This is a genomic window from Cupriavidus sp. 05N39, assembly GCF_056397325.1.
This window is the reverse complement of sequence record NZ_JBFTNE010000039.1, coordinates 59,527-86,033: the sequence shown is the minus strand read 5'-3', so window position 1 is coordinate 86,033 and position 26,507 is coordinate 59,527. Positions and strand designations below refer to the sequence as shown.

Genomic DNA, 26,507 nt, shown 5'->3' with positions numbered 1-26,507 from the left:
GGATGAGCGAGAGCGCCTACGGTCGCGCCTTGCAAGTGTTGTCAGCGGCCGGCCTCAAATTGGTAAAGGCGCGAGGGAGAGTTCGGGCCTTTGAGGGGCCGCTCAAGACCGCGTCACGGGACGTCTTGGTTCGGATGGAGATTGAGGATTGGAATTTCCTCCGCTATCCGCGCATCACTTTGCTGGAGCGTCCTCAAGGGGCAGCCAAGGTAATGGAGCACGTCGATGCGCTTGGCGGCCTGTGCTATTTCTCTCCTGGGTCGGTAATTCTTGACCGCTTCGAGCCGGATGTGGCGATTCTGCAGTGTCTGACTGCGGCGAGGACGGTCCTGAATCGCATCGCCAGCGGCACAACTCGGAGTGCGGACATTGCCAATGAATTCGGTGCCTACTGGATGGGTGGACAGCGTCCGCCCGCCTATCCGGTAATGGTGGGCGAACTCGAGCCTGATGCAACCTCAGCATCGTACTTCTTGATGGAGCAAGACGGCGGCGACCGCAAAGGCCTCATAGCGCAGGACGCTATTGCTGCGGCAAGGGTGGGAGAGGGCTTTGCGGCTGAGAGGGTGGCTGAGGGAGCTCTCGCTTGCTTTCTCTTTAAAAGTAGCGAGGCGCCCGGCGTGCCTGTCGAGGGATTGCCGTCAACCATAAAGCAGTTCTTCAAATGGGTGAAGTCCTGGGATGCTGAACTGTCGAAGCAAGTTCAACAGTGTCTCGGCACTGACAAGACGTATCTGAAGCGCAAAGGCTGCGTCATTGCCTTCAACACACCGCTCGGCCGATTCGGCGTCATGTTCAAGCTGGACCTAAAGCACAGGCAGGGCTTCCAGAACTCTCCTAGGGAATATCGAAACTATCTACACCACGCTGGCGGGGAAACGGCCGTTCTAAGACTGCGCCTTGACGACATTTCCCCAGCCTACATCCACTCGAGGAACCTGGAGTTTTCAAGCTTGGCTGGCAGGCGGCTTACTCTCATTGGATGCGGTGCGATTGGAGGATATTTAGCTCAAGCACTCGTACGGCTGGGCGCGGGGACAGGGAAGAACGGGCTGCTTCGCCTTATCGACATTGGCGAGATGGAACCCGACAACCTGGGGCGTCACGCACTTGGTTTTCCGGCCTTATATCGCAACAAGGCCGAGGCCCTGCGAGATGAATTGGCGCGCCAGTTTCCGTATGTGCAAGTCGAAACCCAAACAACCAGCCCGACGTTGAACGCGAAGTTCTTTGCGACGGACCTCGTCATTGATGCCACGGGGGATGAAGCGTTGAACACCTTAGTAAATGCCGCGCATATTGAGCGCCGGCTTGGGCCAGTCCTGTACGTGCGGGTGATGGGTAACGGTGAGTGCGTCCAGGCTCTCTGGTCAGATTCCGAAAAGTACGGGTGTTTCCAATGCTTGCGCCAGGGATTCGGGCCAAACTATCGTCAGGAGCGCTATCAGGTTCTGGCTAGCCCTCCGCGCACTCGATTCAGAGGCTGTAGCGCCTATACGCCGTATGCCGTATCGACATCGATGTCGGCGGCGGCCTTGGCTGCGGATATGGTCAGCGACTGGCTCAGAGGGTCCGTTAGCCCCCGGTTCAGAACTCGCTACCTCGAGAACGCCGATGCCAAACGCATCAAGAACCAGAACATTGCACCGGCAAACAACTGTCCAGCATGCCAGAGGCACTGATTGTCCCGCATCCGCTGGTTGAAGACGCCAAGGTCTTGATTGAGGCAGATGTACTGGAGAACCTGCTGAAGTTCAGGCAACTGGCCCCGTCATCGCACGAGGCGGGCGGCATTCTGATGGGATTCAGAAGGGGTAGCCACGTACATGTGGCCGCTATATCTTCTCCGCAGCCGGGAGACCAACAGCATCGCTTCGGTTTCCATCGGCAGGCGAGAGCCCATCAGCGAATCGCCGTCCGACACTGGAATGCTCAGCAGCAGACCATGGACTATCTGGGCGAATGGCACACTCATCCCGAGATAAGACCGTCTCCGTCCTCCATCGATACGCACGAGTGGAGAAGACTTTGCGCCGGCAAGTCTGTACCGATGATATTTCTCATCGTGGGGACCGAGAACGCCTTGTGGCTCGGTGTCGGGCAGCGGAGCACGCTCAGCGGCGCAAACGCCTTTGTTAGATAGCTGCGCGACCGCCTTTCACCGATTATCTCACGAAGCCGTCTCTCATTTCGCCTTCTCATCCTTGCTGCCGCTGGCAAGCTTTACGATAGCGACAAGCGATTCCATAATTCTCGGGTCTACCTGCGATGCATCCAGCGAACTGAAGGCTGAGCTTCGGTCGATATTCCAGTGCTGGAAGACCTCCTTCAACTCCTCCCACTGTGTCTTGTCGCCAAATGCCTGCAGATAGAACTCTCCGAAGCGAATAGCGTGGATGCGGTCCGAGCTCTTTAGCGATTCAGTCGAATAGGATTTTCCGAGCGAGAACGCGTATCTCGCGCACGCTCCGAGTAGGCCAATCACCGCAAGAGTTTTCAGCGCTACGTAGATGAGGTTCTGTGTTGGCAGCTCCACTTGCTGGCCAGCCTTACTAAGACCCCACATAGCAAAGCCAATGCCGCTGACAAGAGACACGAACCCCAATCCATACCATGCGTAGCTGAGGATTCTGTCTCTAGATTCGAGTTTGCTCAACGACGAAATCGCGGTGCCGATGAATCCTGCGGCATTGCTTTGAATCTTCTCGGCGGCTCTTGTTGATTCGACCTCCTTCGCCGCTCGACGACCAATAAAGGCGGATATTGCACTCTCAATTTGTGGAACTATGGAATCTACATCTGCGTCAGGTTGGATAATGGCGTGAACATCCTGCATCGAAAGCGGCAATGGCGCGTTGTCGATAACAATAGGTATCAACAACATACGGTCCGATTCGTTAGCGTACGCTCGGGCTGCACCGACCTCCGTCAGAACATACTGGGACTTATCGGTTTTTTGAGAGAAGACAACAATGAATACATCCGATGTCTTGAGGCCATGGTCAAGCGCCGCTCTCCAGTTCACGCCTGGCGATAGCTCATCGACATCAAATGAGAGCGTATGGCCAGCGTCTTTGAGTCTGTCTGCAAGTCGCGATACAAAGGGTAAATCTTCGCGTTGATATGAGATGTAGACCTTCGCCATAATTTTAAGTTTGATTATCGTTCGTCATAAAAATTGGGCGCAGCCAGCTTCCTTGAGGGCCCAACGTCGGTCGACAAGTAGTGGCGCCTCGGCAAGTTGCACCCGTGCAATGGGCGCTGTCTAGCTTTGGTCTGGCTACGGAACAAACAGTGGCTCGAGAATGGCAACAGTAGAGTATGGATTAAGTCGAGCGAGATTGCTGCCCAGCAGAAGAGGGGCAGCAATAATGGTACCGGAGAGCTTGGCACCAGTACCAAGCCTCGGGCTGGGCGTATCTCCCTTTTGGCCATCGCTAGGCCGCGGACTCCGTTCCTTCAGCAGATACGACCCACTCTGGCAAACCCACCGAGCGAGCACTGCGCAATGCCCTCGAGGCCTTGATGCAGACAGACCCGGTCCCACGAGTGAAGCAGCGAGCAACTGCGCTGCTCGAACTCGCGCCAGCGTTCATAAGCGGCCATGCGCCAGGCAGCAGCAGGGAGCACTGACCGATGTCAATGCAACAGTTCACATTTGATGTGTTCGCCGACTACCACCAGTTCTACGTGCAGGACCGCGGCATCAACCCGGAAGCGCCGACTGACTGGACAGACGAGGACGTGGAGCGGCGAGCAAAGGTTGCCGACAACGTGGTGGTCATCTGCCCGCTCCGAAACATGACCGTTCCAGTTACCCTGGAGCTCCATGAGGCCGAGCCGGCCATCGACTAAACCGGCTACGACCATGCTGTTGGATGCTCTGTCGACCTGCCGACAGGCGAGCTCCAGGTTCACGAATGCACGGGCTCCGAAGTCCTGAGGCGAACCGTGAAGCCCGGAACCTACGCCGTACTTGCCCTCTATTCCGGCTTGGACACAATCGACGAGAGCGGCCTTGAGGGTGGTGACGCATACCGCCTCCGCCTAGTGCTTTGGCCGACGCCGTCTGCACAGCCCTTGACCGTCCTGAAAGCCTGGGTGGAATAGGATGAGCTGAACGCGCCTCGATTCGAGGGGGGCGGCTGGAGCTGCAGACTCATCGCTGTGAACAGAATCCCTTTGCGACACGGTGTGTCCGCTCAGCATGCTGCGCGAGTTCGGCCTGACAACGGGTCGCAGGGAATCTTAGTCTGCGGCGTGCGGGAATGGTAAGGCGGGTTTGGTTCCGTCGGACTCCAGTCGTTGCGCCGTCCTTGGCTCATCTTGCTAAAGCAGAGCGGGAAGTATAGCCAAAAAACGACATGCAGCTTAAATGTGCGTTTCGTGCTATACGAATAGAGTGGGGGGCTTTGGAGACACGGCGGGCACCCGCTGCGAGTGTCGCTCCGGTAGAAAATTAGCAGACCGATACGGGTTTGTATGCGATAAAGCACCGCGGGTTAGGGCCGTGCATGAAATCCAACGAAGCGCTTTATCTTGTACACGAAATCCAGCGAATTGCTTTACGCGAAGGGCGGCTTGAGCACCTGACCCATCAGAAAAGTCCAGCGAACCGGTTTATCTTTGACCAGAGAGTCGGTTTAGCTGACACGGTGAAAGCCGCGTGGGCTTTTTCCATTGGAGCCAGCCATGTTCGCACCGCTCGCCTTCGGCCTTTGGTGGGGCGTCTGTGCGGAGGCATGTTGCCCTGGCTCAATGGTTTCCCGGGGCAGCCCCGTACAGCGCAAGGGACGGCGAAACGTCTCCGCTGGCGGGCCGAGAGAATAGCTTGCCCGATATGCCGGGGGGTAGGCAACCCCATCGCGGCCCCGGATGCCCAGAGCGCTACCATCGGCACGATCTACGAGGGTGGCGAGTGGGATGCTGACGGCAACGTGGTCACGCCGCCAGCGGCTGTGCCTGGGTGGCACGTGAACCTGCGCCTGGAACGCCCGCTGGCCGCCGGCGAGGCGACGGCACTGGGCAGCATTGTCGTCGCGCCGGAGCCGGGGACGCCATATCGGGTGTGGGCTTCGATACTTGTCTGTATAGACAGATTTCCTAAAATTGTGGTGCAGACGGAAGGCGCCCGCCCGTCGGGGCGGGGCCTGCCAGTATCGATAGTTATGTTTGGGGTACATAACGAGATCTGGAGGCTACTATGGACCAGCATGCGCGCACATTGGTGGTGTTCTACCCCCTAGAAACAGGGGAATGTTCCTTTGCAGAAGTCAGCGGCCAGAGTGTCATTCACTTCGGTCCATTCGAGTCCCGAGAGCTTGCCGAGAAGCTCCTCGCGGACATGTATCCCGAAACGCCGATCGTGGAACTGCCGGAGCAGTCTGCGAAACTCGATGATGATCAGATAATGATCCTCGGATACGCCACAGCACAGCAGGTAGCGTTTCAAGAAGAAACCGGCGAGTAGCCTGCCGCACAATCGACTAAGCCACCTTCGGGTGGCTTTTTCATCCGGCCATTCCTGGACACCATCGCGGTGTCCGAGCTGGGCCGTGCGCTGCTGGCGAAGTCCGACAACGGGTACAACGTGCTGGTCGGCAGCATGCCGGCGGCGCCAATCCTGTTTCACAGCTACGCCGACCACCCGCGGCGGCTGATTCAGATCCAGCATGGCGACGGGCCGGGCCCGCGCTGGGGCTGGAACGGTGACGTGAAGCGCCCCACGTTCACGCCCAGCGTGCTGGTGCGCAGCGGCCACTACGTTCCCGGGTACAAGACCGGCGGCGACTGCTGGTGCGCCTACTACGCCGAGCACCCGGACGAAGAGCGCGATTTCGAGTGTGGCGTGTGCCACAGCTTTGTGATCGACGGCAGCATCCAGTTCCTGGGCGACTGCACGCATGCGCTGGCCGGCCAGACGGTGCCGCTGGCCGAGTTTCCGGAGGGCTGGGGATGCTGATGCCGACGATTCCATGGCGCGCTGCAGGATTGGCGGTGGTCGCTGAAACGCTGTTCGCCGCCGGCTGGACGGCGAACGGCTGGCGGAAGGACGCTGAACTGTCCGAGCTCACTGCCGCACGCTCCCAGGCGGATCTGGCAACCACGGATCAAGCGCTGCAGGATCTGCGCGCCGCCGGCGCCAGCATCCGCCAAAAGGCCGACGAGCTCGCCGGCATCCAATCGACTCTTGGCGCCAAGCTCGACGCCATCCGCAAGGATATGAAGAATGCGAGGCCCTTGCCTGTGGATTGCCGCCCTGACGATTTCCGGGTGCGCAAGCTGTCCGACGCCGTTGAGGCAGCCAAGCAAGCCGCCGCCGCTCGATAGCGCGCTGGCGGCGCCCGTGCGTAGTACCGGATCCGCCAGCGGCGGCCGACTATGACACCTGGCAGGACTGGGTTATGCGGGACTTGCTAGGTGCGCTGGGGGAGTGTGCAGCTTGGCATCGCAAGTTGGTCGAAGCGTGGCCCATGTAGGCCGCCGTTCAGCGCCTCTTGGCGACGGTGTCCAGAAAATTACGCCCGTGGTTGGTGAGACGAACTTGGCTACGGCCGTGTTTCGGTCGTTCCAGTCGTACGAGCTGCCGATGCACGAGGCTCTTGAGGTCGGCAGGGTCCAATTCGAGATTCCCGTCTGCACTTTCGAGAAGCATCAAGGCGGCGATTTCATGAGGACTGAGCATCTTCGTCTCCTGCGAAGGGGATAGGATTGTTGAAGGTCATGCAGCGGGCGGCTGCGCCGTTGAAAAGCTAACTCTCCATCTCCGTGTCCAACCTCGCAACGCAGGATACATTTCCTTACTGCGTATGACAAAGGGAAGTGAAGTCCCCGGTTCCTGCGCGCCTTGGAAGTGGCGTTAGCGCGATTCATCTTCTCAAATCGTAATGCCTGTGTCTGGATGTAACGTAGCCGGACCGACGCGGAACTCCGTCCTCTTGTTGCTTGTCCTTTTTGTATAGTGCGCGCGTGCCGCGATGTGGCATCGCCATGCACTATGACCCGCCGACCCGCAGAAGCACCAGCAGGAGACATTTAATGAAATCAATCCAAAAGATGTGGCTTGCTAGCGTTGTTGGGTTGCTTGCTGCTTCGGGCAATGCAGCTGCCAGGGGGGATGTGGGCAGAATACTGGCTGCAACGGATGGTGCGCCACCCATGAACAGTGCGCCTGGCACGCCTGGGCTTCCCGAGGCACCAAGCAATCGCACCGTGCCAAAGGATAACTCCACCGCAATGGGGAAATCTGCACCGTCTGCGGAGTCCTCGACGAAACTCAGCGACAGTGCCATCACGATGAAAGTGAAAGCCGAGCTTCTTGCCTCGAAGGTGCTCAGGCCCAACGGAATTCGAGTGCGAACTGAAAACGGTGTCGTGCACCTCGACGGCAAAGTGCAAAATGACTCGGAGAAGCTGACGGCCCTGAATGCAGTCCGTGCAGTGGATGGCGTGCAATCAGTGGTAGATGGCCTGCAGGTCGGGAAATAGGCTGGAGCAACTGCGCTAGTCGACGTGCTGCAGCCTGAAATCTCCGAGCAGGCGGTGGCTGACACTCGGCAGTGAAAACGCGCGGGATAGGTCCGTGATATTGCGCGCGAAAGGCGCCCCGCTGGTACCGAGGGAATGGCCGGGCGAAAGGGCTCGGGCTGGCCCCGCGCGGCCTGCGCGCAAATCTCAAAGCCGGCGCATCCCCGACTTGCTGTCATGGCGTCTCGCAATGACGAACTGCCTGTAGGACGAAATCCGGCATGAAATCAGTGCGCACCCGATAGCATGTGCGCATGGCTCGAAGGATACTGGACTACCCAGTTCGGATAAGCCCATGCTGCTCTTTGTGATCGTTACCCTCGCGGCAATTGGGGTGATCGCCATTGCGATTTCCCTTTTGAAATAGTGACGATGCGCTGCTTCAAGATGAAGTCGGAATGGCTCAGTCTAAGGCCGCGGTCGCAGATCCTCCGTAGGAGATGCTATGGCTTTCAAATACACCTTCATTGATGTAACCAACGCCACGCCCGCCGGCGCCCCCGTTCTCGTGGCTGAACTGACCGCAGACGCGCCCATGCCGCATCTCGCTCTTGGTGTGGTCATTCGCCTGCCGGACGCCGCCGGCAAGCCTTGGCTAGTGAAGGAACTGAGCCTGAGTCCGATGATCGAGATCAACGTGGTCGGCGCGGACCTGGCGGTCTTGGTCTATGTGACTGCCGGGTAAGCCTCCGGCTTTCGCGGACATCCACAAATGCGCTGCGTGGCTGTCGCGCAGCTATTCCCAGCGTCCTTGCTGGCAAGTGCCAGGTACTGCTGGACCTGACCGCATGCCAAGCAGGATGCTCCGTCGGGTACCGCGGTCAGCCTGCCGCAGCTCGGGCTCTTCGGGACCTCGCGCCCAAGCCCGGGGAACGTCTCTGGGATGCAGAACGCATCAGAGTCGAGGGAAGCGAGCCCGCAGCGGCGGCTTTACATAGGGCGGGCCACCCGGAATCGGTGGTGCTGCCCGCCTGCGTCGAAAGACAGGTACTCCGCTAGCCAGACCATTGCCCGGATCAAGGTCGGTGGCTGGCGTGACGGCGCCAGCGGTCCGATGCAGGTGGTGTCCGGCCCCATCGGCCGGCAACGTGGGTATTTCGAAGCGCCGCCAGCCAATCGCCTGGAAGCTGAAACAAGCCGATTTCTCGACTGGGTCAATGGCGCATCGAACGATCTACCTCTGCTCAAGGCAGGGCTCGGCCATTTGTGGCTCGTCACCTTGCATCCGTTTGACGACGGCAACGGCCGTATAGCCCGTGCGACCGGCGACCTGCTGCTGGCGCGCGCCGATGGCAGCCCGCAGCGTTTCTATAGCCTGTCGGCGCAGATCCGGCGGGAGCGCAAGGCCTACTACGATCTCCTGGAGCGGACCCAGAAGCGGTCGATGGATGTCACCGAGTGGCTGGCCTGGTTCCTCGATACGCTGCATCGCGCCGTCGATCAGGCGCAGGACACCCTTGATGTTGTGCTCGTCAAGACGCGATTCTGGCAGCGTTGGGCGACCACGCCACTGAACGAGCGGCAAGTGAAACTGCTCAACGGACTGCTTGATGGTTTCGAAGGCAAGCTCACCAGCTCCAAGTGGGCGGCGATCGCCAAATGCTCTCCAGACACCGCGCTGCGCGATATCACGGATCTGCTCGCACGTGGCATCCTGCGGAAATCGGATGCAGGCGGGCGCAGCACCAGCTATGAGTTGAACGACCTATCCGTGTAGGCGCGCCTCCGGGAAATGACTTGGCTCGTGGGTGGAACCGCGTCTCTATGCGGTTGGTCCGCGAGCACCAAGCGCACACTCTCGTCGCTGGCACACGCGTTGCCGCAACGCATACACCCCCAGTGGGCTTGGCTGCAGTGCCGGTATGCGCCAGTTCGTGTAGCGCGCAAGCGGCAACATAACCGATGCGTGCGCCTGCCGCGCATCGGCGAACCCCGGATGCGCTACGCGCCCAGGCAGCTCTCCCATCGCTAGGCCACGCGCCGCCCGGGCAGCAGCCCGGCGTACTCCCTCCCCAGGTACTCGGCCGTTTGTTCCAGCAGGAACGCCCGGCAGCCCTCGCTGGCCGGCATCAGCCGCTTGCTCGCCATGTGCGCGATATGCCAGACGCGCTCGATCGGCGTGCCCGCCACATCCAGCAGTGCAATCTCCTTGGTGCGCAATTCCAGTGACAGAGTGTGCAGTGACAACAGGCTGATGCCCATGCCTGCCATCACGGCTTGCTTGATCGTTTCATTGCTGCCCAGGGTGACCACTTTGGCCGGCGCGAACAGGTGGTGCTTGAACATTTGCTCGGCCACCGTACGGGTGCCGGATCCTGGCTCGCGCAGCAGGAAGGTTTCGTGGCGCAGTTCTTGCAGATCGAAGCCCCCGGCATCGCGTAGCGGATGCCGGGGCGAGGCCACGATCACGTGCGGATGCATGGCGATGGGTTCGGACACGGCGTCGAGTTCGCGCGGGGGCCGGCCCATCAGCGCGAGGTCGATCTCGTTGTCCTGCAGCAGGCGCAGCAGCGTTTCTCGGTTGCCTTCGGCAAAGCGCACGTCGACGTGCGGATAGCGCGCCGAGTAGCCGGCCAGCAGCCTGGGCGCGAAGTACTTGGCGGTACTGATCAGCCCGATGGAGATCGAGCCCTGGTCGATGCCCTTGACCGCCTGCAGGCCGTCCTCGGCGTCTTTCACCTCACCCAGGATGCGCGAGGCGTGATGCAGGAAGCGGTCGCCGGCCTCGGTCAGCGTGAGCTGGCGGCTGACGCGCTCGAACAGCGGGAGCCCGACCACGGACTCGAGTTGCTTGACCTGCATGGAGACGGCGGGCTGGGTCAGGTGCAGTTCCTCGGCCGCCCGCACGAAGCTGGCGTGCCGGGCAACGGTGACGAAGATCTGCAACTGGCGAAGGGTGAGGGAGCGGAGAAAGGACATGAGGTACGCACCACCTTGTCAGATAAGGGATCCCTTATATGCGGGCTAAGAATATCTGAATTTACCTTATGTGGATAGCTGGATATCTTTTCCCTCACACGCAGTCAATGCAGCCCATGCAGCCCATGTAGCCAATGCAGCCAACCCACGGGAAGGAAACCACCATGAACGCCCCTGAGACGATCCAAGCCACCGCCAAGCCCCGCAAGCGTTACGACGCCGGTGTGATGAAGTACAAGGAAATGGGATATTGGGATGCAGGCTACGAGCCCAAGGACACCGACCTGCTCGCGCTGTTCCGCATCACGCCGCAGGCGGGCGTGGATCCCGTCGAGGCTGCCGCCGCGGTGGCTGGCGAGTCGTCCACGGCCACGTGGACGGTGGTGTGGACCGACCGGCTCACCGCCTGCGATATGTACCGCGCCAAGGCCTACCGCGTGGATCCGGTGCCAAACAATCCCGAGCAGTTCTTCTGCTACGTGGCGTATGACTTGTCGCTGTTCGAGGAAGGCTCGATCGCCAACCTGACCGCCTCCATCATCGGCAACGTGTTCAGCTTCAAGCCGATCAAGGCGGCCCGCCTGGAAGACATGCGCTTCCCGGTGGCTTACGTGAAGACCTTTGCCGGCCCGTCCACTGGCATCATCGTCGAGCGCGAACGCCTGGATAAGTTCGGCCGCCCGCTGCTGGGCGCCACCACCAAGCCCAAGCTGGGCCTGTCGGGCCGGAACTATGGCCGCGTGGTCTACGAAGGGCTGAAGGGCGGGCTGGATTTCATGAAGGACGACGAGAACATCAACTCGCAGCCTTTCATGCACTGGCGCGACCGCTTCCTGTTCGTGATGGATGCGGTCAACAAGGCGTCCGCCGCTACCGGCGAGGTCAAGGGCAGCTACCTGAACGTCACCGCCGGCACCATGGAGGAAATGTACCGGCGCGCCGAGTTCGCCAAATCACTGGGCTCGGTGATCATCATGATTGACCTGATCGTGGGCTGGACCTGCATCCAGTCGATGAGCAACTGGTGCCGGCAGAACGACATGGTGCTGCATTTGCACCGCGCCGGGCATGGCACCTACACACGCCAGAAGAATCACGGCGTGTCCTTCCGCGTGATCGCCAAATGGCTCCGCCTGGCGGGTGTCGACCATATGCATACCGGTACCGCGGTGGGCAAGCTTGAAGGCGATCCGCTCACCGTGCAGGGCTACTACAACGTCTGCCGCGATGCCTATACCAAGACCGACCTGACGCGCGGATTGTTTTTCGACCAGGACTGGGCCTCGCTGCGCAAGGTGATGCCGGTGGCCTCGGGCGGCATCCACGCCGGGCAAATGCACCAGCTGCTCGACCTGTTCGGCGACGACGTGGTGCTGCAGTTCGGCGGCGGCACCATTGGCCACCCGCAAGGCATCCAGGCCGGCGCCACGGCCAACCGCGTGGCCCTGGAAGCCATGGTGCTGGCCCGCAACGAGGGGCGCGACATCGTCAACGAAGGGCCCGACATCCTGCGCGACGCAGCCAAATGGTGCTCGCCGCTGCGGGCAGCGCTTGATACGTGGGGCGATATCAGCTTCAACTACACGCCGACCGATACCTCGGATTTCGTGCCCACCGCGTCCGTGGCCTGAGCCCGCGCCGTACCTGACACCAACGAACAAGAGACGAGGACATCATGCGCATTACACAAGGCACCTTCTCCTTCCTGCCCGAACTCACCGACGCGCAGATCACCAGCCAGCTCGAGTACTGCCTGAACAAGGGCTGGGCGGTCGGCATCGAGTACACCGACGACCCCCATCCGCGCAATACGTACTGGGAGATGTTCGGACTGCCGATGTTCGACCTGCGCGACGCCGCCGGCATCCTGCTGGAGATCAACAACGCGCGCAAGACTTTCCCCAACCACTACATCCGCGTGATGGCCTTCGATGCGACGCATACGGTGGAATCGGTGGTGATGTCCTTCATCGTCAACCGGCCCGCTGACGAGCCGGGCTTTCGCCTGGTACGGCAGGAGGAACCGGGTCGCACGATGCGCTACTCGATCGAGGGCTATGCCGCGCAGGCTCGTCCCGAAGGTAGCCGCTACTAAGTCCGCAGCATCTCGTCGACACTCACGGAGGACACCATGTCAGCGCCGGAATCTCCCTCGCACCTGCAGCCGCCTGGCACGCTGGCGGATGTGCTCGCCAGCTCGGGAATCGCTGATTTGCTGGCACAGCTTGACCGCGAACTGATCGGGCTGGCGCCAGTGAAAGGGCGCATCCGCGATATCGCCGCGCTGCTGCTGGTGGACAAGCTGCGGGCGGCGCGCGGGTTCAGCGCCGGCGCGCCCAGCCTGCATATGTGCTTCACCGGCAATCCCGGTACCGGAAAGACCACCGTGGCCATGCGCATGGCGCAGATTCTCCATCAACTCGGCTACGTGCGCCGGGGGCATCTGGTGGCGGTCACGCGCGATGACCTTGTCGGTCAGTACATTGGCCACACCGCGCCCAAGACCAAGGAAATCCTGAAGAAAGCGATGGGCGGTGTGCTGTTCATCGACGAGGCTTACTACCTCTACCGGCCCGAGAACGAACGCGATTATGGCCAGGAAGCCATTGAGATCCTGCTGCAGGTGATGGAGAACAACCGCGACGACCTGGTGGTGATCCTGGCCGGGTACAAGGACCGCATGGACCGGTTCTTCGAATCCAACCCGGGCATGTCCTCTCGCGTCGCGCACCATATCGACTTTCCCGACTACCAGGTCGACGAACTGGGACAGATTGCGGACCTGATGCTTGGCGAGATGCAGTATCGCTTCGACGAGCAAAGCCGTGCGGTCTTTGCCGACTACCTTGCGCGCCGCATGGTGCAGCCGCATTTTGCCAACGCCCGCAGCGTGCGCAACGCGCTCGACCGCGCGCGGCTGCGGCACGCCTCCCGCCTGCTGCGGGATCCCGGCGTGGTCGCCGACGACCTCGCGCTGACCACCATCACCGCCCCCGACCTGCTTGCCAGCCGCGTGTTCGCGCCGGCAGCCCCGGCAGACCAATGAGGAGTGAGCCATGCAAGCCCTGATCTTCGATGTCGACGGTACCCTTGCCGATACCGAGTCCGCGCATCTCCAGGCCTTCAATGCGGCGTTTGCCGAAGTCGGCCTCGACTGGCGCTGGGACGTGGCGCTCTACACGCGGCTGCTCAAAGTGGCCGGCGGCAAGGAGCGGCTGCTGCATTACTGGCGCATGGCGGACCCCGAGGAAGCCCGCGGGAGCCAGGTGCGCGAGACCATCGAGGCGGTGCATGCCATCAAGACCCGTCACTATGCCGAGAGAGTCAGCGGTGGTGCGCTGCCGTTGCGCCCGGGCATTGCGCGGCTGATCGAGGAGGCCGGGCAGTCCGGCATGCCGATCGCGATCGCCACTACCACTACGCCGGCCAACCTAGATGCGCTGCTGCGCGCGCCGTTGGGCGTAGCTTGGCGCCAGCGCTTCGCCGTCATCTGCGACGCAGGCACCACCGCCGAGAAGAAACCGGCGCCGGATGTCTACCTGGCCGTGCTGGACCGGCTCGGCCTGGACTCGGCAGACTGCCTGGCGGTGGAGGATTCCGAGAATGGCTTGCGCGCCGCGCTGGCCGCGGGCATTCCCACCGTCATCACACCCACTGCCTATACCTCGCAGGACCGCTTCGACGGTGCGCTGCTGGTGCTCCCGCATCTGGGCGATCCGGAAGAACCCATGCCGCAGCACCTGCCGGGCGCGGACCACCGCTGGGCCGACCTGGCCGCTCTGCGCCGCTGGCATCGCGGCACCTTGTTCGAGGCAGCTTGATATGCATACCCATGACCATGCAAGCGGGAAAGGCACGGCGATTCGCCTGGCGCCGTCGATCCTGTCCGCAGACTTCGCGAGGCTGGGCGAGGAAGTGCGCGCGATCGAGGCGGCGGGTGCCGACCTCGTGCACTTCGACGTGATGGACAACCACTATGTGCCGAACCTGACCATCGGCCCGCTGGTTTGCGAGGCGATCCGTCCGCATGTGTCCATCCCCATCGACGTGCACCTGATGGTGGAGCCGGTCGATGCGCTGATCCCGATGTTCGCCAAGGCCGGCGCGTCGATCATCACCTTCCATCCGGAGGCTAGCCGTCATGTCGACCGCACCCTCGGACTGATTCGCGAGCATGGCTGCAAGGCGGGCCTGGTGTTCAATCCGGCCACGCCGCTGGACTACCTGGCGCATACGCTGGACAAGCTCGACATGGTGCTGCTGATGAGTGTGAACCCGGGCTTCGGCGGTCAGAAGTTCATTCCCGGCACGCTCGCCAAGCTGCGGGAGGTACGCGCGCGTATCGACCGGCACACGGACGCAGGCGGTCAGCCGGTCTGGCTCGAGATCGACGGCGGCGTGAAGCCCGACAACATCGCGGATATTGCCCGGGCGGGCGCGGATACCTTCGTTGCCGGCAGCGCGGTGTTCGGCGCGCCGGATACCGACGGTGGCTATCGCGCCATCCTGCGGCATTTGCGCGAAGCGGCGCAGACATAGCGCTGCCCAGGCACGCCAAGCAAAGACAGATAAAAAGAGGAGACCTGCCATGCCACATCAAAACCAGCCACACCGAATGACCTTGACGCAGTTCCTGATCGAGGAGCGCCGCCGCTATCCGCAGGCCAGCGGCGGCTTCAACGGCCTGATCCTCAACGTCGCCATGGCATGCAAGGAGATTGCGCGCGCCGTCGCGTTCGGCGCGCTGGGCGGCCTGCATGGCAGCGCCGACGGCGCCGTCAACGTCCAGGGCGAGACCCAGCAAAAGCTCGATGTACTGAGCAATACCACCTTCCTGCGCGTCAACGAGTGGGGTGGCTACCTGGCCGGCATGGCGTCGGAGGAAATGGCGGCCCCTTACCAGATTCCGTCGCAGTATCCGCGGGGCAAGTACCTGCTGGTGTTCGATCCGCTCGATGGCTCATCCAATATCGACGTCAACGTCTCCGTGGGCAGCATCTTCTCCGTGCTGCGCGCGCCGGAGGGCGTGGATGCGGTGTCCGAGCTGCATTTCCTGCAACCCGGCACGGCGCAGGTAGCCGCCGGCTACGCCATCTACGGGCCCACCACCATGCTGGTGCTGACCGTGGGCAACGGCGTCAACGGCTTCACGCTCGATCCCAACCTGGGCGAGTTCTTCCTCACCCACGCCAACCTCACGGTGCCCGCGGACACGCACGAGTTCGCCATCAACACCTCAAACAGCCGCTTCTGGGAGGCGCCGGTTCGGCAATACATCTCCGAGTGCGTGGCCGGCCGGACCGGGCCGCGCGGCAAGGATTTCAACATGCGCTGGATTGCCTCGATGGTCGCCGAGGCGCACCGCATCCTGATGCGCGGCGGCGTCTTCATGTACCCGCGCGACAGCAAGGACTCGGCCAAGGCCGGCCGCCTGCGCCTGCTGTACGAGGCCAATCCCATCGCCTTCCTGATGGAGCAGGCCGGCGGGCGCGCCAGCACGGGCCGGCAGCCGCTGATGTCGGTCCAGCCCAGCGCCTTGCACCAGCGCATCGGCGTGGTCTTCGGCTCGCGCAACGAGGTGGAGCGGATCGAGCGCTATCACAGCGAGCCGCCCGGCGCCGAGCTTCCCAATCCCCTGTTCAACGAACGCAGCCTGTTTCGCGTTCCCGCCTGAGGTGCCCGGACATGTCCGAACGCTATCCCATCATCGCCATTACCGGCTCCTCCGGCGCCGGCACCACCTCCGTCACCCGCACCTTCGAGAACATCTTCCGCCGCGAAGGCGTGAAATCCGTGGTGATCGAGGGCGACAGCTTCCACCGCTACAACCGCGCCGAGATGAAGGTCAGGATGACCGAGGCAGAGCAGAGCGGCAATATGAACTTCAGCCACTTCGGCCCTGGCACCAATCTCTTCGGTGAGCTGGAAAACCTGTTCCGCACCTATGCCGAGTCCGGTACCGGCATGCGGCGCCGCTATCTGCACAACGCCGACGAGGCCGCCCCCTTCCAGCAGGAGCCGGGTACCTTTACCGCCTGGGAGCCGTTGCCAGAGGACGCCGAGCTGCTCTTCTACGAGGGCCTGCACGGCGGCGTGGTGACGGACGAAGTCAATGTGGCCCGCTATCCCGACCTGCTGATCGGTGTGGTGCCGGTGATCAACCTGGAATGGATCCAGAAGCTGTGGCGCGACCAGAAGCAGCGCGGCTACTCGAGCGAGGCGGTGACCGACACCATCCTGCGGCGCATGCCTGATTACGTGAACTACATCTGCCCGCAGTTCTCGCGCACCCATGTGAATTTCCAGCGCGTGCCGTGCGTGGATACGTCCAACCCGTTCATTGCCCGGGAGATCCCCGCGCCGGACGAAAGCATGGTGGTGATCCGCTTCGCCAACCCGAAGGGGATCGACTTCCAGTACCTGCTGAGCATGGTGCACGACTCCTTCATGTCGCGGGCCAACACCATCGTGGTGCCCGGCGGCAAGATGGAACTCGCCATGCAACTGATCTTCACCCCCTTTGTGCTGCGCATGATGGAGCGCCGCAAGCGCGCCGACGAGTAAGGAGCCGGCCATGAACGCACCAGAATGTATCGATCCGGCGGCGCGCTGCGCCAACGCACTGCGCTTCCTTGCCGCCGATGCGGTGGAGCAGGCCAGGTCCGGCCACCCGGGCGCGCCCATGGGTATGGCCGAGATGGCCGAGGTGCTGTGGCGGCGCCACCTGCGCCACAATCCCGCCAACCCGGCGTGGCCCGACCGCGACCGCTTCGTGCTGTCCAACGGCCATGCCTCCATGCTGCTGTACGGGCTGTTGCATCTGAGCGGTTACGCGCTGACGATGGCGCAGTTGCGGCAGTTCCGCCAGTTGCATTCGAGCACACCGGGGCATCCGGAAGTCGGCCACACGCCGGGCATCGAGACCACTACCGGCCCGCTTGGGCAGGGACTGGCCAACGCGGTCGGCATGGCGTTGTCGGAGAAGCTGCTGGCTGCCCGCTTCAATCGCGCCGGGCATACCATCATCGACCACCACACCTATGTGTTTCTCGGCGATGGCTGCCTGATGGAAGGCATCAGCCACGAGGCGTGTTCGCTGGCCGGAACATTGAAGCTCGGCAAGCTGATCTGCCTGTACGACGACAACGGCATCTCCATCGACGGCGAGGTGTCGGGCTGGTTTGCCGACGATACGCCGCGGCGCTTCGAGGCCTACGGCTGGCATGTGATCCCGAACGTCGATGGCCACGATACCCGCGCCATCGATGCGGCCATCCGCCAGGCCAAGGCGCAAGGCGAGCGGCCCACGCTGATCTGCTGCAAGACGGTGATCGGCAAAGGTGCGCCAGCCAAGGCCGGCGGGCATGAGGTGCATGGTGCGCCGCTGGGCCCGCAAGAGATCGCCGCCATGCGCGAAGCGCTGGGCTGGGACGCCGAACCCTTCGCGGTGCCGCCAGACGTGGCCGCCGCCTGGGACGCGCGTGCGCTGGGTGCCGGGCGCGAAGCCGACTGGAACGCGCGCTTCGCCTGGTACAGCACGGCCCATCCTGAGCTGGCCGCGGAGTTCCTGCGCCGCGATCAGGGCAAGTTGCCGGAAGCGTTCGAGGCCGGGCTGATGGCCTTGCTCGAAACGCCATCGGCCCTGCACGGCAAGATCGCCACGCGCAAGGCATCGCAGCTCACGCTGGAAGCGCTGACCGCCGCCTTGCCGGAACTGCTGGGCGGCTCGGCGGACCTGACCGGCTCCAACCTGACCGACGTGAAGGCCTCGGTCTGGGTCAACCATGCCGGGCAGGGCAACTATGTCAGCTACGGCGTGCGCGAGTTCGGCATGGCGGCGGTGATGAACGGCATGGCCCTGCACGGAGGGCTGATTCCATATGGCGGCACCTTCATGGTGTTCTCCGACTACTCCCGCAACGCCATCCGCATGGCCGCGCTGATGCGGCAGCGGGTGATCCATGTGCTTACCCACGACTCGATCGGCCTGGGCGAGGATGGGCCTACCCACCAGCCCGTCGAGCATGCGGCGAGCCTGCGGCTGATCCCGAACAACCAGGTCTGGCGCCCCTGCGACGGCGTGGAAACCGCGCTCGCCTGGCTGGACGCGGTGCAGCGCGGCGACGGGCCAAGCTGCCTGCTGCTGTCGCGCCAGGCGCTGACACCGTTCGCGCGCGATGCCGGGCAACTTGCCGGCATCCGGCGCGGCGGCTATGTGCTGCAGGATGTGGAGGCGCACCAGGCGGTGCTGATCGCCACCGGTTCGGAAGTGGAGATCGCCATGCGCGCGGCCGCCCACCTGGCCGAGGAAGGGATTCGCGTGCGGGTGGTGTCGATGCCCTGCGTGGAGCGCTTCCATGCGCAGGATGCGGCCTACCGGGAAGCGGTGCTGCCGGCCGGCGTGCCGCGCGTCAGCGTGGAGGCCGGCGTCACCTGGCCCTGGCGCGCGGTGGTGGGCGAGCAGGGCGCCACCGTGGGGATCGACACCTTCGGCGCTTCGGCGCCGGCCGATGCGCTGTACCAGCACTTCGGCCTGACGCCGGCGCGGGTCGCGGATATGGCGCGCGCTCTGCTGGGGAGGCCGTGATGCGCATCGCACCGGACCTGCCTTACACCGCGGTGCTGGTCGACCTCGACGGCACCCTGGTCGATACGGCGCACGACATCGTGGAGGCCGCCAACCGCATGCTGGACGAACTGGGCCGCGCGCCATTGCCCTTTGACACCATCAGCGGTTTTATCGGCAAGGGCGTGCCCAATCTGGTGCGGCGCGTGCTGGAGACCGCGGCAAGCGGCGATCGGGATGGCGCCGATTCCGCCGAGGCGGTGTTCCACCGCCACTATGCGGAAGTCAACGGGCACCTTGGCCGCGTTTTCCCCGGCGTGCAGACCGGGCTGGCGGCCTTGCAGCAGCAGGGCTACCGGATCGCGTGCGTGACCAACAAGCCCAGGGCGCTGGCAGCGCCGCTGCTGGCCGTGACCGGGCTGGCCAGGTACCTGGAGGTCCTGGTCGGCGGCGACTCGATCGCGCGGATGAAGCCGGACCCCGAGCCGCTGCGCCATGCTTGCCGGCTGCTGCAGGCTGATGAGAGGCGCAGCGTGCTGGTTGGCGATTCGGCGGTTGACGTGGCCGCGGCGCGCGCGGCGGGCATGCCGGTCTTCCTGGTGCGGTACGGCTATGCCGGCCCCGGCGGCGTTGCCGCGCTGGGTGGCGATGCGGTGATCGATTCGCTGGAAGACGTGCCGGCGCTGCTTGCGCCCGCGCGCCGGATGCTGGCCTGAGTCGGGCAGGGAGAGCGAAGCAGACCCACGATGGATCAAACCGCGCAGAGACCAGATAACCACACGCCTACCACATCCGCCAGGACCCACACCATGCCCCCCATCGGTAAAGTACAGACCCTATCGTCCTTGCTCACCGGCAGCGACCTCACCGGCAAACGCATCTTCATCCGTGCCGACCTCAACGTCCCCCGGGACGCCGCGGGCGAGATCACCGACGACACCCGCATCCGCGCCTCCGTGCCCGCCATTGAAGCCTGCCTGCAAGCCGGCGCGTCGGTCATGGTGACTTCCCACCTGGGCCGGCCGGTGGAGGGCGAGCCCGATCCGCGCCAAAGCCTCGCGCCGGTGCGCCGCCGCCTCTCGGCGCTGCTGAGGCGCGAGGTGCCGCTGCTGGCCGGTTGGGTCAACGGCGGCTTCGATGTTCCGCCCGGCCACGTGGTGCTGCTGGAGAACTGCCGCGAGAACAAGGGCGAGAAGTCCAACTGCGAGGAACTCTCCCAGAAGATGGCCAGGCTGTGCGACATCTACGTCAACGACGCCTTCGGCACCGCCCACCGCGCCGAGGCAACTACCCACGGCATCGCCAGATACGCGCCAGTGGCCTGCGCGGGCCCGCTGCTGGCCGCCGAGATCGACGCGCTGGGCCGTGCGCTGGGCCAGCCGGCGCGCCCGCTGGTCGCCATCGTGGCGGGCTCCAAGGTTTCGACGAAGCTCACCATCCTCAAATCCCTGGCCGCCAAGGTCGACCAGCTGATCGTGGGGGGCGGGATCGCCAATACCTTCATGCTGGCGGCTGGCCTGAAGATCGGCAATTCCCTCGCCGAGGCGGGCCTGGTGGCGGAAGCCCGCGCCATCATCGGCATGATGGCCGCGCGCGGCGCGGCGGTGACCATTCCGGTGGACGTAGTGTGCGCCAAGACGTTCAGCGCCACTGCCGCCGGCACTGTGAAGCGTGCGGAAGACGTGGCGGACGACGACATGATCCTGGATCTCGGCCCGGACACGGCAGCGCAACTGGCCAGGCAGCTCATGGCTGCCGGCACCATCGTGTGGAACGGGCCGGTGGGTGTGTTCGAGTTCGACCAGTTCGGCAATGGCACGAGGGTGCTGGCCGAAGCCATTGCCACATCGAAGGCGTTCTCGATCGCCGGTGGCGGCGATACGCTCGCGGCCATCGCCAAGTACGGTATCGCGGAGCAGGTCGGCTATATCTCGACAGGTGGCGGCGCCTTCCTGGAATTCCTGGAGGGCAAGACACTGCCGGCCTTCGAGGTGCTGGAGCAGCGGGCGGCCGCCTGACGGGCGCCCATGCAATACCGAATTCACCGAATCAGCGTCAACTTACGGAGTTCCATCATGTCACTCGTATCCCTGCGCCAGTTGCTCGACCACGCGGGAGAGTTCGGCTACGGCGTGCCGGCTTTCAACGTCAATAATCTGGAGCAGATCCACGCCATCATGGAAGCCGCCGAGGAGACCGACAGCCCGGTCATCCTGCAGGCCTCGGCCGGCGCGCGAAAATATGCCGGCGAGGCCTACCTGCGCCACATGGTGCTGGCGGCGGCGGAGACACATCCGGATATTCCCATCGTGCTGCACCAGGATCACGGCTCCAGTCCGGCGGTGTGCCAGGCCTCGATCCGCTCCGGCTTCACCAGCGTGATGATGGACGGGTCGCTGCGCGAAGACATGAAGACCCCGTCGGACTACGATTACAACGTCGGCGTGACCCGCCGCGTGTGCGAGATGGCACACGCCGTAGGAGTATCGGTGGAGGGCGAACTGGGCTGCCTGGGCTCGCTCGAAACCGGCCAGGCCGGCGAGGAGGACGGCGTCGGCGCCGCCGGCATCCTGTCGCACGACATGATGCTGACCGATCCGGAGCAGGGTCGCGCGCACCGGCGTGGATGCACTAGCGATCGCCATCGGCACCAGCCACGGCGCCTACAAGTTCTCGCGCAAGCCCACCGGCGACATTCTGGCGATGGACCGCATCCGCGCGATCCATCAGAAGATTCCCGACACCCACCTGGTGATGCATGGCTCCAGTTCGGTGCCGCAGGAGTGGCTGGAGATCATTCGCCAGTACGGCGGCGATATCAAGGAGACCTACGGCGTGCCCGTCGAGGAGATCCTGCGCGGCATCAAGACCGGCGTGCGCAAGGTGAATATCGATACCGATATCCGCCTGGCGATGACCGGCGCAATCCGCAAGTCGCTGTCCGACGACCGCAGCGAGTTCGATCCGCGCAAGGCCTTGCTGGCGGCCAAGAAGGGCGCCAAGAGCGTGGTGCGGTTGCGCTTCGAGGCGTTCGGCTGTGCGGGACAGGCCTCGAGGATCAAGCCGGTGCCGTTGGAAAAGCAGGTGCAGCGCTACCGTTAGGCGTCGGTGATACGGGCGGGGAAGCGAATGCTAAGCGTGCTGCTGCCGGCTGTGCGGGCCGTTGAATAGAGACGCCGCGATGCCGCCGGTGCCGCGAAGTCCGTCGTGACGCGTCTTGAGCAGGGCCAGGATCTGCGCGCTGCGCGTGCGCAGTCCGGCTTCCGTCTCGGCCGCCGTCCGCCCGGCGGCCGAGACGGAACAGAAGGGGTGGCCGGCGGCCACGTAGCTGCCGGGCACGGGAATGTCGTGGCACCAGCCGGTGCGCATCAGCGCGGCGGTGAGCGTGGCGTTGATCCGCGCCGGCGCTTGCGAGAAGACGACTTCAAAGCCACGCACGCCGGCCTGGCCTGCGGCCGGGCGCGCAGGTATTTCTCCACGGCAGGCTTGCAGGTGCGCGTGCATCAGGCCGAGCGGATAGGCATCGGCATAGAGCGCCATGCTGGCTGGCGGACGCGGGTTGACTTCAAGCACCATCAGGTCCGGCGCATCGAACAGGAAGTCGATGCTGTTGAGTCCAACCAGGCTGGTTTCGCGTGCGATGCAATGGATGATATCGACGAGGCGCGAGACGATGCCTGGAGGCAGTATTGCCGGCCCGGTCGCGCCGCGGAACAGGTAGGGACAGTCGTGATGCGACGCAATGCGCTGCAGGCTGATGCCAACCAGATCGACGCCGCGGCGGTGGGCGACGAATAGCGCGGACATCGGCAGGCCGGGTCTTTGCCGCTGGAAGTATGGGGTGGTGTCGGCGGTATCGGCGGCGATGGCGTGCTCGGAAGCCAAATGCCGGATGTGGTAGCCGCCGGTGCCGCCGACAACTTTACATAGCCAACCTGTCGGATCGCGCGGCATCTCCACGGTGGTTTCCGGATGCGGAATGCCGAGTGCGGCCAGCAGCCGGAAAAAGGCGCCGGGCTGCTTGACGCCGCGTACGGTGGCGGCGCTGTTGCCGAGCAGCGGCAACAGTGCATGACCGGCATCGAGCAACTCCGGCAGTTGTTCGAAGCCGCTGCCGGCGACCCAACCAGATGGCTGTTCGGTGTTGCGCATCCGGCGCAGCGCGGCGAGCATGTGTTCTCCATCGATCGCCATCGAGCCGGCAGCGCCGATGGGCTCCCAGTGGGCAGCGATGTGACGGGTGTCGGCGTCGCCGAAGAGATCCAGCGCGGCGACGCGCAGGCCGGCTTGCGCGGCGGATTCGGCCATCATGCGGGACGAGAGGGCGGCGACGATGAGGGTTCGGGTTGGCATGGTGAGTGACGGGGCGGCTTAACTTGGGTAACGATGAGGTCGGGAATGGCTAGATCCCGCACGTGATGCGGGGTCGGCGCGGTGTCGGGCACCAGGCCGGTCAGGAAGGCGGCCTTCAGTGCGCATTCCTCGAATTCCGATTCGGCCTCGCTATCGAGCACAATCCCGGCTCCGACCCCCATGCGGCCCGGTCGCACGCCGCCACGGGCAGGGCCAAGCACCAGCGTGCGGATGGCGACCGACAGGCAGAAGCTGCCGCAGGCACGCGCCGAGCCGGGAGCCGGAGCGTCGGCCCACCCTATGGCGCCGGTGTACAGGCCCCTCGGACTGGTTTCCAGCGCGGCGATCAGTTCCATGGTGTGATGCCGGGGTGCGCCGGTAATGGAGCCGCAGGGAAACAGGGCGCGCAGGAGGGCCGGCATTGACACGGCCTCGGGCAGGACCGCTTCAACGGTGGAGGTCATCTGGAACACGCTGGCGTAAGGCTCGATCGAGAACAACGCCGGCACCCTGACCGAACCGATTTGCGCCACCCGGCCCAGGTCGTTGCGCAGCAGGTCGACGATCATCAGGTTCTCGGCGCGGTTCTTGGCGTCGGAGGCCAGCATGCGGGCAATCGAGCGGTCTTCGGCCGGGGCCGCGCCGCGCCGCGCGGTGCCTTTCATCGGGCGCGCGGTGAGCCTGCCGTCTTCATGACGCAGGAACAGTTCGGGAGAGCAGGACAGGATGAAGGGCTGCTGCGCGTCGTGGGGCAGGGCGATCAGCGCCCCGTAGGCTACCGGCTGGCGGGCGCGCAGGCGGCGGTAGAGGCCAACCGGGGACCCCGAGGCCTCGAAATCGATCCGGTAGGTGTAGTTGACCTGGTAAGTCTCGCCGGCGCGCAGCGCTTCCTGGATGCGGGCGATTGCGGTATGGAAGGCGGGGCGGTCGACGCTCGGTTGTAGTGCACCGACACGGGCCGGAGAAGGCGGTGCGCCGTCCATGCTGGCCAGCCAGGCATCCACCTGCTCGCGCGAGAGCCGGGCCAGCTTGCGGAAAAGCAGGATGCGCAGGGCAGGCTCACGCGGCCCCGCCGCCGCGAGATGACCAAGCCCATGGAGTGCCATGCCCCATTCGTAGTCGCCCAGCAGCACCGCGTGGGCGCCGCCGCGCATCGCGGCATCGGCCTCCTGCCACGCCTGCGTTAGGCCGGCCGGATCCGTGCAGCGGATCTCGCGCAGGAAGCCGGTGTACAGGCGGCTGGTGGGCTGGCCCGGCGTGGCGGTGGCGTCGTCGAGCAGCGCGTAGCAATCGTCGCCCGCAGCTGGCGCGTCGGCATGGGAATGCGGCATGGCGGACTCCTTCCAGGCCGGGTCGGGAACGGCTTGCCGGGCCTTAGTCAACGATCAGCAACTCGCCGCTGCCATCCACGGCGAGATCGCCCACCAGCCGCCGTGGCCGCAGCGCGGGCAAGGTCGTGAAGGGTCCGCCCGCGCGGGCCAGGTGGCGCGCCAGCAACGTCCAGAACACATCGAAATTGCCGTCGGTGCGCACGAAGGTGGCGCGCGCCTGCGGCCTGGCGCTGAGCAGCACGATGGTGCCGCGGCGCATGCCGTAGGCCAGATGGGTCCCGACGGCACCGGCAACCGCAATGGTGCCTGCGACCATGCGCGAGGCCGTGAAGTCCCCGGTGTTGCCCGCCACCATCGCGGTGCCGCGCCGCATGCGGTCGCCGAATCGGTCGCCGGTGTTGCCGCCGATCACGAGCGTGCCGCCGCGCATGCCGTCCATGTCGCCTGGCAGCGCGGCGGCGGCGAAGTCTCCGGCGTTGCCGCCGATGACGACTTTGCCGCCGGCCAGCGCCGCCGCCGCAAACTCGCCGGCATTGCCGCTCACGCGCAGCGTGCCGTCTTGCATGCCGCAGCCGAGGTAGTCGCCCGCGTTGCCGTCGACCCGCAGCGTACCGCCGGACATCTGCCAGCCGATACGGTCGAAGCGACCCAGGTCGCCTTCAAGCGTGAGAGCGGGCTCGCCATCGCCGCCGTGGGCCTGCACGGTAAACAGTTCGCCAAGGGCGATGCGCTCGTTGCCATGCCACAAGGGCAGGCGCGCTACCGCGTCCGGTGCCATGCCGGCCAGGGCGGCTGGCGTCAGCTGGCGCAGGTCAACCCGCAGCGCCGGGGCGTTGGCGAGGCGCAGGGTCAGGCCGCTCATGCGCATTCTCCCTGGCTGGCAAGCCGGTGCAGGTGAAAGTGGAAGGGCCCCAGCTTGCCGCCGTAGTTGCCGGCGGAAACGCGCGCCAGCCCCGCGGCGGCGCCTCGCTCGGCGAGTGCCGCGATCCCGGCCCGCATGGCGGCGGCCACGTCGGCTTCCGTCAGGCCGTCGATCACGATCTCCAGCACGCAGCGCACGGTGGACCCAAGCTGGCTGCCGGCGACCAGGCCAGCCAGGCTGGGGCAGAACGCGTCGTTGGTGGAGGCATGCATGCCGGCGTATCTGGCGCCGACCTTCGAGCCGGAACGGACCACGCCACCGGGAAAGGGCATGATGATATTGGGAACCTGGCGCATTGCCGCCACCGCGGCCTCCGCCGCGGCCAGCGCGCTGTCGGTGTCGCGCGCCAGCATCAGCAGGTTGCCGCCGCCCACCGCCTTGACCACCGCCGTGGTCTCCTGGCAGACGAACTCGCCGTCCATCACCGGCACGCGCCAGTAGCGCACGCCGTCGATCATCTTGGCGATCTGCCAGCCGTCGCCGAAAAAGCGCAGGTTCTTGCCCAGCGGGATGGCCTCGCCTTCGGCCAGCCCCGCATACACCGCCGTGGTGGGGCAGGTCAACACGCACTGGCCGACGCGCCGCTCGACCTGCTTGGCCAGTTCCTTGCCCGACATCGAGAACAGCAGCACCGCCACGCCGGGCCGTCCGTCGGGCGAGTCGGCCGGCGCGATCTCGCGCTCGATGCCGGCCTCGCAGCCGCATGCGATCACCGAGGTGGCGAAGCCCGTTAGCGCGGCTGCGGCATGCCGGGCCCAGGTCAGGTTATGCGCAGTGACCAGCAAGCGGGTTGCCTTCATCGGAAAGGCTTCCGCGAAGGTGTCGTCGATGGTGAGTCCGTTGATCAGCATGCGGAGTGTCCCCAGGCGCGCGGCAAGGTCGGGAGCCT

The 26,507-nt window shown here is 64.3% G+C and carries 25 protein-coding genes and 2 pseudogenes; 20 read left to right on the top strand and 7 right to left on the bottom strand.

Annotated elements, in window-relative coordinates; translation table 11 throughout:
• Window positions 1–2 precede the first annotated feature (2 nt).
• Together AC1DN0_RS19815 and AC1DN0_RS19810 are read left to right on the top strand one after the other, a co-directional pair.
• Window positions 3–1,682, top strand: a complete 1,680-nt coding sequence (locus AC1DN0_RS19815; RefSeq protein ID WP_441631603.1) for a ThiF family adenylyltransferase — start codon at window positions 3–5, stop codon at window positions 1,680–1,682.
• Window positions 1,667–2,143, top strand: coding sequence for a Mov34/MPN/PAD-1 family protein (locus tag AC1DN0_RS19810; protein WP_441631605.1), 477 nt, complete (start codon window positions 1,667–1,669; stop codon window positions 2,141–2,143). The genes AC1DN0_RS19815 and AC1DN0_RS19810 overlap by 16 nt, the downstream gene beginning before the upstream one ends.
• Window positions 2,144–2,185: 42 nt before the next feature.
• Here the strand turns inward: AC1DN0_RS19810 and AC1DN0_RS19805 are convergent, their stop codons facing one another.
• Window positions 2,186–3,145, bottom strand: a complete 960-nt coding sequence (locus AC1DN0_RS19805) for a toll/interleukin-1 receptor domain-containing protein (protein ID WP_441631607.1) — start codon at window positions 3,143–3,145, stop codon at window positions 2,186–2,188.
• A gap of 491 nt (window positions 3,146–3,636) precedes the next feature.
• On the opposite strand from AC1DN0_RS19805, the gene comJ reads away from it, so the two are divergent.
• From comJ to AC1DN0_RS19785, 4 genes are all read left to right on the top strand, one after another.
• Window positions 3,637–3,855, top strand: coding sequence for a competence protein ComJ (gene comJ / locus AC1DN0_RS19800; RefSeq protein WP_477111408.1), 219 nt, complete (start codon window positions 3,637–3,639; stop codon window positions 3,853–3,855).
• Between the two features lie 1,348 nt (window positions 3,856–5,203).
• Entirely contained in the window at window positions 5,204–5,470 is a 267-nt protein-coding gene (locus AC1DN0_RS19795; protein WP_441631611.1) for a hypothetical protein, read from the top strand.
• Between the two features lie 69 nt (window positions 5,471–5,539).
• Window positions 5,540–5,962, top strand: coding sequence for a ubiquitination-like system serine protease family protein (locus AC1DN0_RS19790; RefSeq protein ID WP_441631613.1), 423 nt, complete (start codon window positions 5,540–5,542; stop codon window positions 5,960–5,962).
• Window positions 5,956–6,330 carry a hypothetical protein gene (locus tag AC1DN0_RS19785; RefSeq protein WP_441631615.1) on the top strand — a complete coding sequence of 125 codons (375 nt, stop codon included), beginning with the start codon at window positions 5,956–5,958 and terminating at the stop codon, window positions 6,328–6,330. Before AC1DN0_RS19790 ends, AC1DN0_RS19785 begins: the two co-directional genes overlap by 7 nt.
• Window positions 6,331–6,487: 157 nt before the next feature.
• Here AC1DN0_RS19785 and AC1DN0_RS19780 read toward each other — a convergent pair whose 3' ends face one another.
• A complete protein-coding gene (locus tag AC1DN0_RS19780) occupies window positions 6,488–6,685 on the bottom strand; it encodes a hypothetical protein (RefSeq protein WP_441631617.1) in 198 nt (65 codons plus the stop codon).
• A 353-nt stretch (window positions 6,686–7,038) separates the two neighbouring features.
• Here AC1DN0_RS19780 and AC1DN0_RS19775 point away from each other — a divergent pair, with 353 nt between their 5' ends.
• The 3 genes and pseudogenes from AC1DN0_RS19775 to AC1DN0_RS19765 form a co-directional block, all read left to right on the top strand.
• Entirely contained in the window at window positions 7,039–7,488 is a 450-nt protein-coding gene (locus AC1DN0_RS19775; protein ID WP_441631619.1) for a BON domain-containing protein, read from the top strand.
• 484 nt (window positions 7,489–7,972) lie between these two features.
• Window positions 7,973–8,212 (top strand): hypothetical protein, encoded by a 240-nt coding sequence (locus AC1DN0_RS19770; RefSeq protein WP_441631621.1) that lies wholly within the window; start codon window positions 7,973–7,975, stop codon window positions 8,210–8,212.
• Window positions 8,213–8,533: 321 nt separating this feature from the next.
• Window positions 8,534–9,244 (top strand): annotated as a pseudogene (locus tag AC1DN0_RS19765) (Fic family protein); the annotation flags it as partial.
• A 251-nt stretch (window positions 9,245–9,495) separates the two neighbouring features.
• On the opposite strand, the gene AC1DN0_RS19760 reads toward AC1DN0_RS19765, so the two are convergent.
• Entirely contained in the window at window positions 9,496–10,446 is a 951-nt protein-coding gene (locus tag AC1DN0_RS19760) for a LysR family transcriptional regulator (protein WP_441631623.1), read from the bottom strand.
• Between the two features lie 164 nt (window positions 10,447–10,610).
• Between AC1DN0_RS19760 and AC1DN0_RS19755 the strand changes: the two genes are divergently transcribed.
• From AC1DN0_RS19755 to fba, 11 genes and pseudogenes are all read left to right on the top strand, one after another.
• Window positions 10,611–12,077 carry a form I ribulose bisphosphate carboxylase large subunit gene (locus AC1DN0_RS19755; protein WP_441631625.1) on the top strand — a complete coding sequence of 489 codons (1,467 nt, stop codon included), beginning with the start codon at window positions 10,611–10,613 and terminating at the stop codon, window positions 12,075–12,077.
• 44 nt (window positions 12,078–12,121) lie between these two features.
• Window positions 12,122–12,541, top strand: coding sequence for a ribulose bisphosphate carboxylase small subunit (locus AC1DN0_RS19750; RefSeq protein WP_276288579.1), 420 nt, complete (start codon window positions 12,122–12,124; stop codon window positions 12,539–12,541).
• Window positions 12,542–12,577: 36 nt separating this feature from the next.
• Window positions 12,578–13,492: a CbbX protein gene (gene cbbX / locus AC1DN0_RS19745; protein WP_441631627.1), complete on the top strand. Its 915-nt coding sequence runs from the start codon at window positions 12,578–12,580 to the stop codon at window positions 13,490–13,492.
• A gap of 10 nt (window positions 13,493–13,502) precedes the next feature.
• Window positions 13,503–14,267: an HAD family hydrolase gene (locus AC1DN0_RS19740; RefSeq protein WP_441631629.1), complete on the top strand. Its 765-nt coding sequence runs from the start codon at window positions 13,503–13,505 to the stop codon at window positions 14,265–14,267.
• A 1-nt stretch (window position 14,268) separates the two neighbouring features.
• Complete coding sequence (gene rpe, locus AC1DN0_RS19735; RefSeq protein WP_441631631.1) at window positions 14,269–14,985, top strand: ribulose-phosphate 3-epimerase; 717 nt, start codon at window positions 14,269–14,271, stop codon at window positions 14,983–14,985.
• Between the two features lie 49 nt (window positions 14,986–15,034).
• On the top strand, window positions 15,035–16,120 hold the full coding sequence (locus AC1DN0_RS19730) for a class 1 fructose-bisphosphatase (protein WP_441631633.1): 1,086 nt from the start codon (window positions 15,035–15,037) through the stop codon (window positions 16,118–16,120).
• Between the two features lie 11 nt (window positions 16,121–16,131).
• Entirely contained in the window at window positions 16,132–17,010 is an 879-nt protein-coding gene (locus AC1DN0_RS19725) for a phosphoribulokinase (RefSeq protein WP_035873561.1), read from the top strand.
• Between the two features lie 10 nt (window positions 17,011–17,020).
• Window positions 17,021–19,033: a transketolase gene (gene tkt / locus AC1DN0_RS19720; protein ID WP_441631635.1), complete on the top strand. Its 2,013-nt coding sequence runs from the start codon at window positions 17,021–17,023 to the stop codon at window positions 19,031–19,033.
• On the top strand, window positions 19,033–19,728 hold the full coding sequence (gene gph / locus AC1DN0_RS19715) for a phosphoglycolate phosphatase (RefSeq protein WP_441631637.1): 696 nt from the start codon (window positions 19,033–19,035) through the stop codon (window positions 19,726–19,728). Before tkt ends, gph begins: the two co-directional genes overlap by 1 nt.
• A 93-nt stretch (window positions 19,729–19,821) precedes the next feature.
• Window positions 19,822–21,030 (top strand): phosphoglycerate kinase, encoded by a 1,209-nt coding sequence (locus AC1DN0_RS19710; RefSeq protein WP_441631639.1) that lies wholly within the window; start codon window positions 19,822–19,824, stop codon window positions 21,028–21,030.
• Between the two features lie 57 nt (window positions 21,031–21,087).
• Window positions 21,088–22,114: pseudogene (fba, locus tag AC1DN0_RS19705) on the top strand (class II fructose-bisphosphate aldolase).
• A gap of 30 nt (window positions 22,115–22,144) precedes the next feature.
• Here fba and AC1DN0_RS19700 read toward each other — a convergent pair.
• From AC1DN0_RS19700 to fhcD, 4 genes are read right to left on the bottom strand one after another with little or no spacing between them, the layout of a single operon-like run.
• Window positions 22,145–23,365, bottom strand: a complete 1,221-nt coding sequence (locus tag AC1DN0_RS19700; RefSeq protein ID WP_477143591.1) for an ATP-grasp domain-containing protein — start codon at window positions 23,363–23,365, stop codon at window positions 22,145–22,147.
• Complete coding sequence (gene pabB, locus AC1DN0_RS19695; RefSeq protein ID WP_441631645.1) at window positions 23,320–24,696, bottom strand: aminodeoxychorismate synthase component I; 1,377 nt, start codon at window positions 24,694–24,696, stop codon at window positions 23,320–23,322. Before pabB ends, AC1DN0_RS19700 begins: the two co-directional genes overlap by 46 nt.
• A 43-nt stretch (window positions 24,697–24,739) precedes the next feature.
• Entirely contained in the window at window positions 24,740–25,558 is an 819-nt protein-coding gene (locus AC1DN0_RS19690) for a formylmethanofuran dehydrogenase subunit C (protein ID WP_441631647.1), read from the bottom strand.
• A complete protein-coding gene (gene fhcD, locus AC1DN0_RS19685; protein ID WP_441631649.1) occupies window positions 25,555–26,469 on the bottom strand; it encodes a formylmethanofuran--tetrahydromethanopterin N-formyltransferase in 915 nt (304 codons plus the stop codon). The genes AC1DN0_RS19690 and fhcD overlap by 4 nt, the downstream gene beginning before the upstream one ends.
• Between the last annotated feature and the right edge of the window lie 38 nt (window positions 26,470–26,507).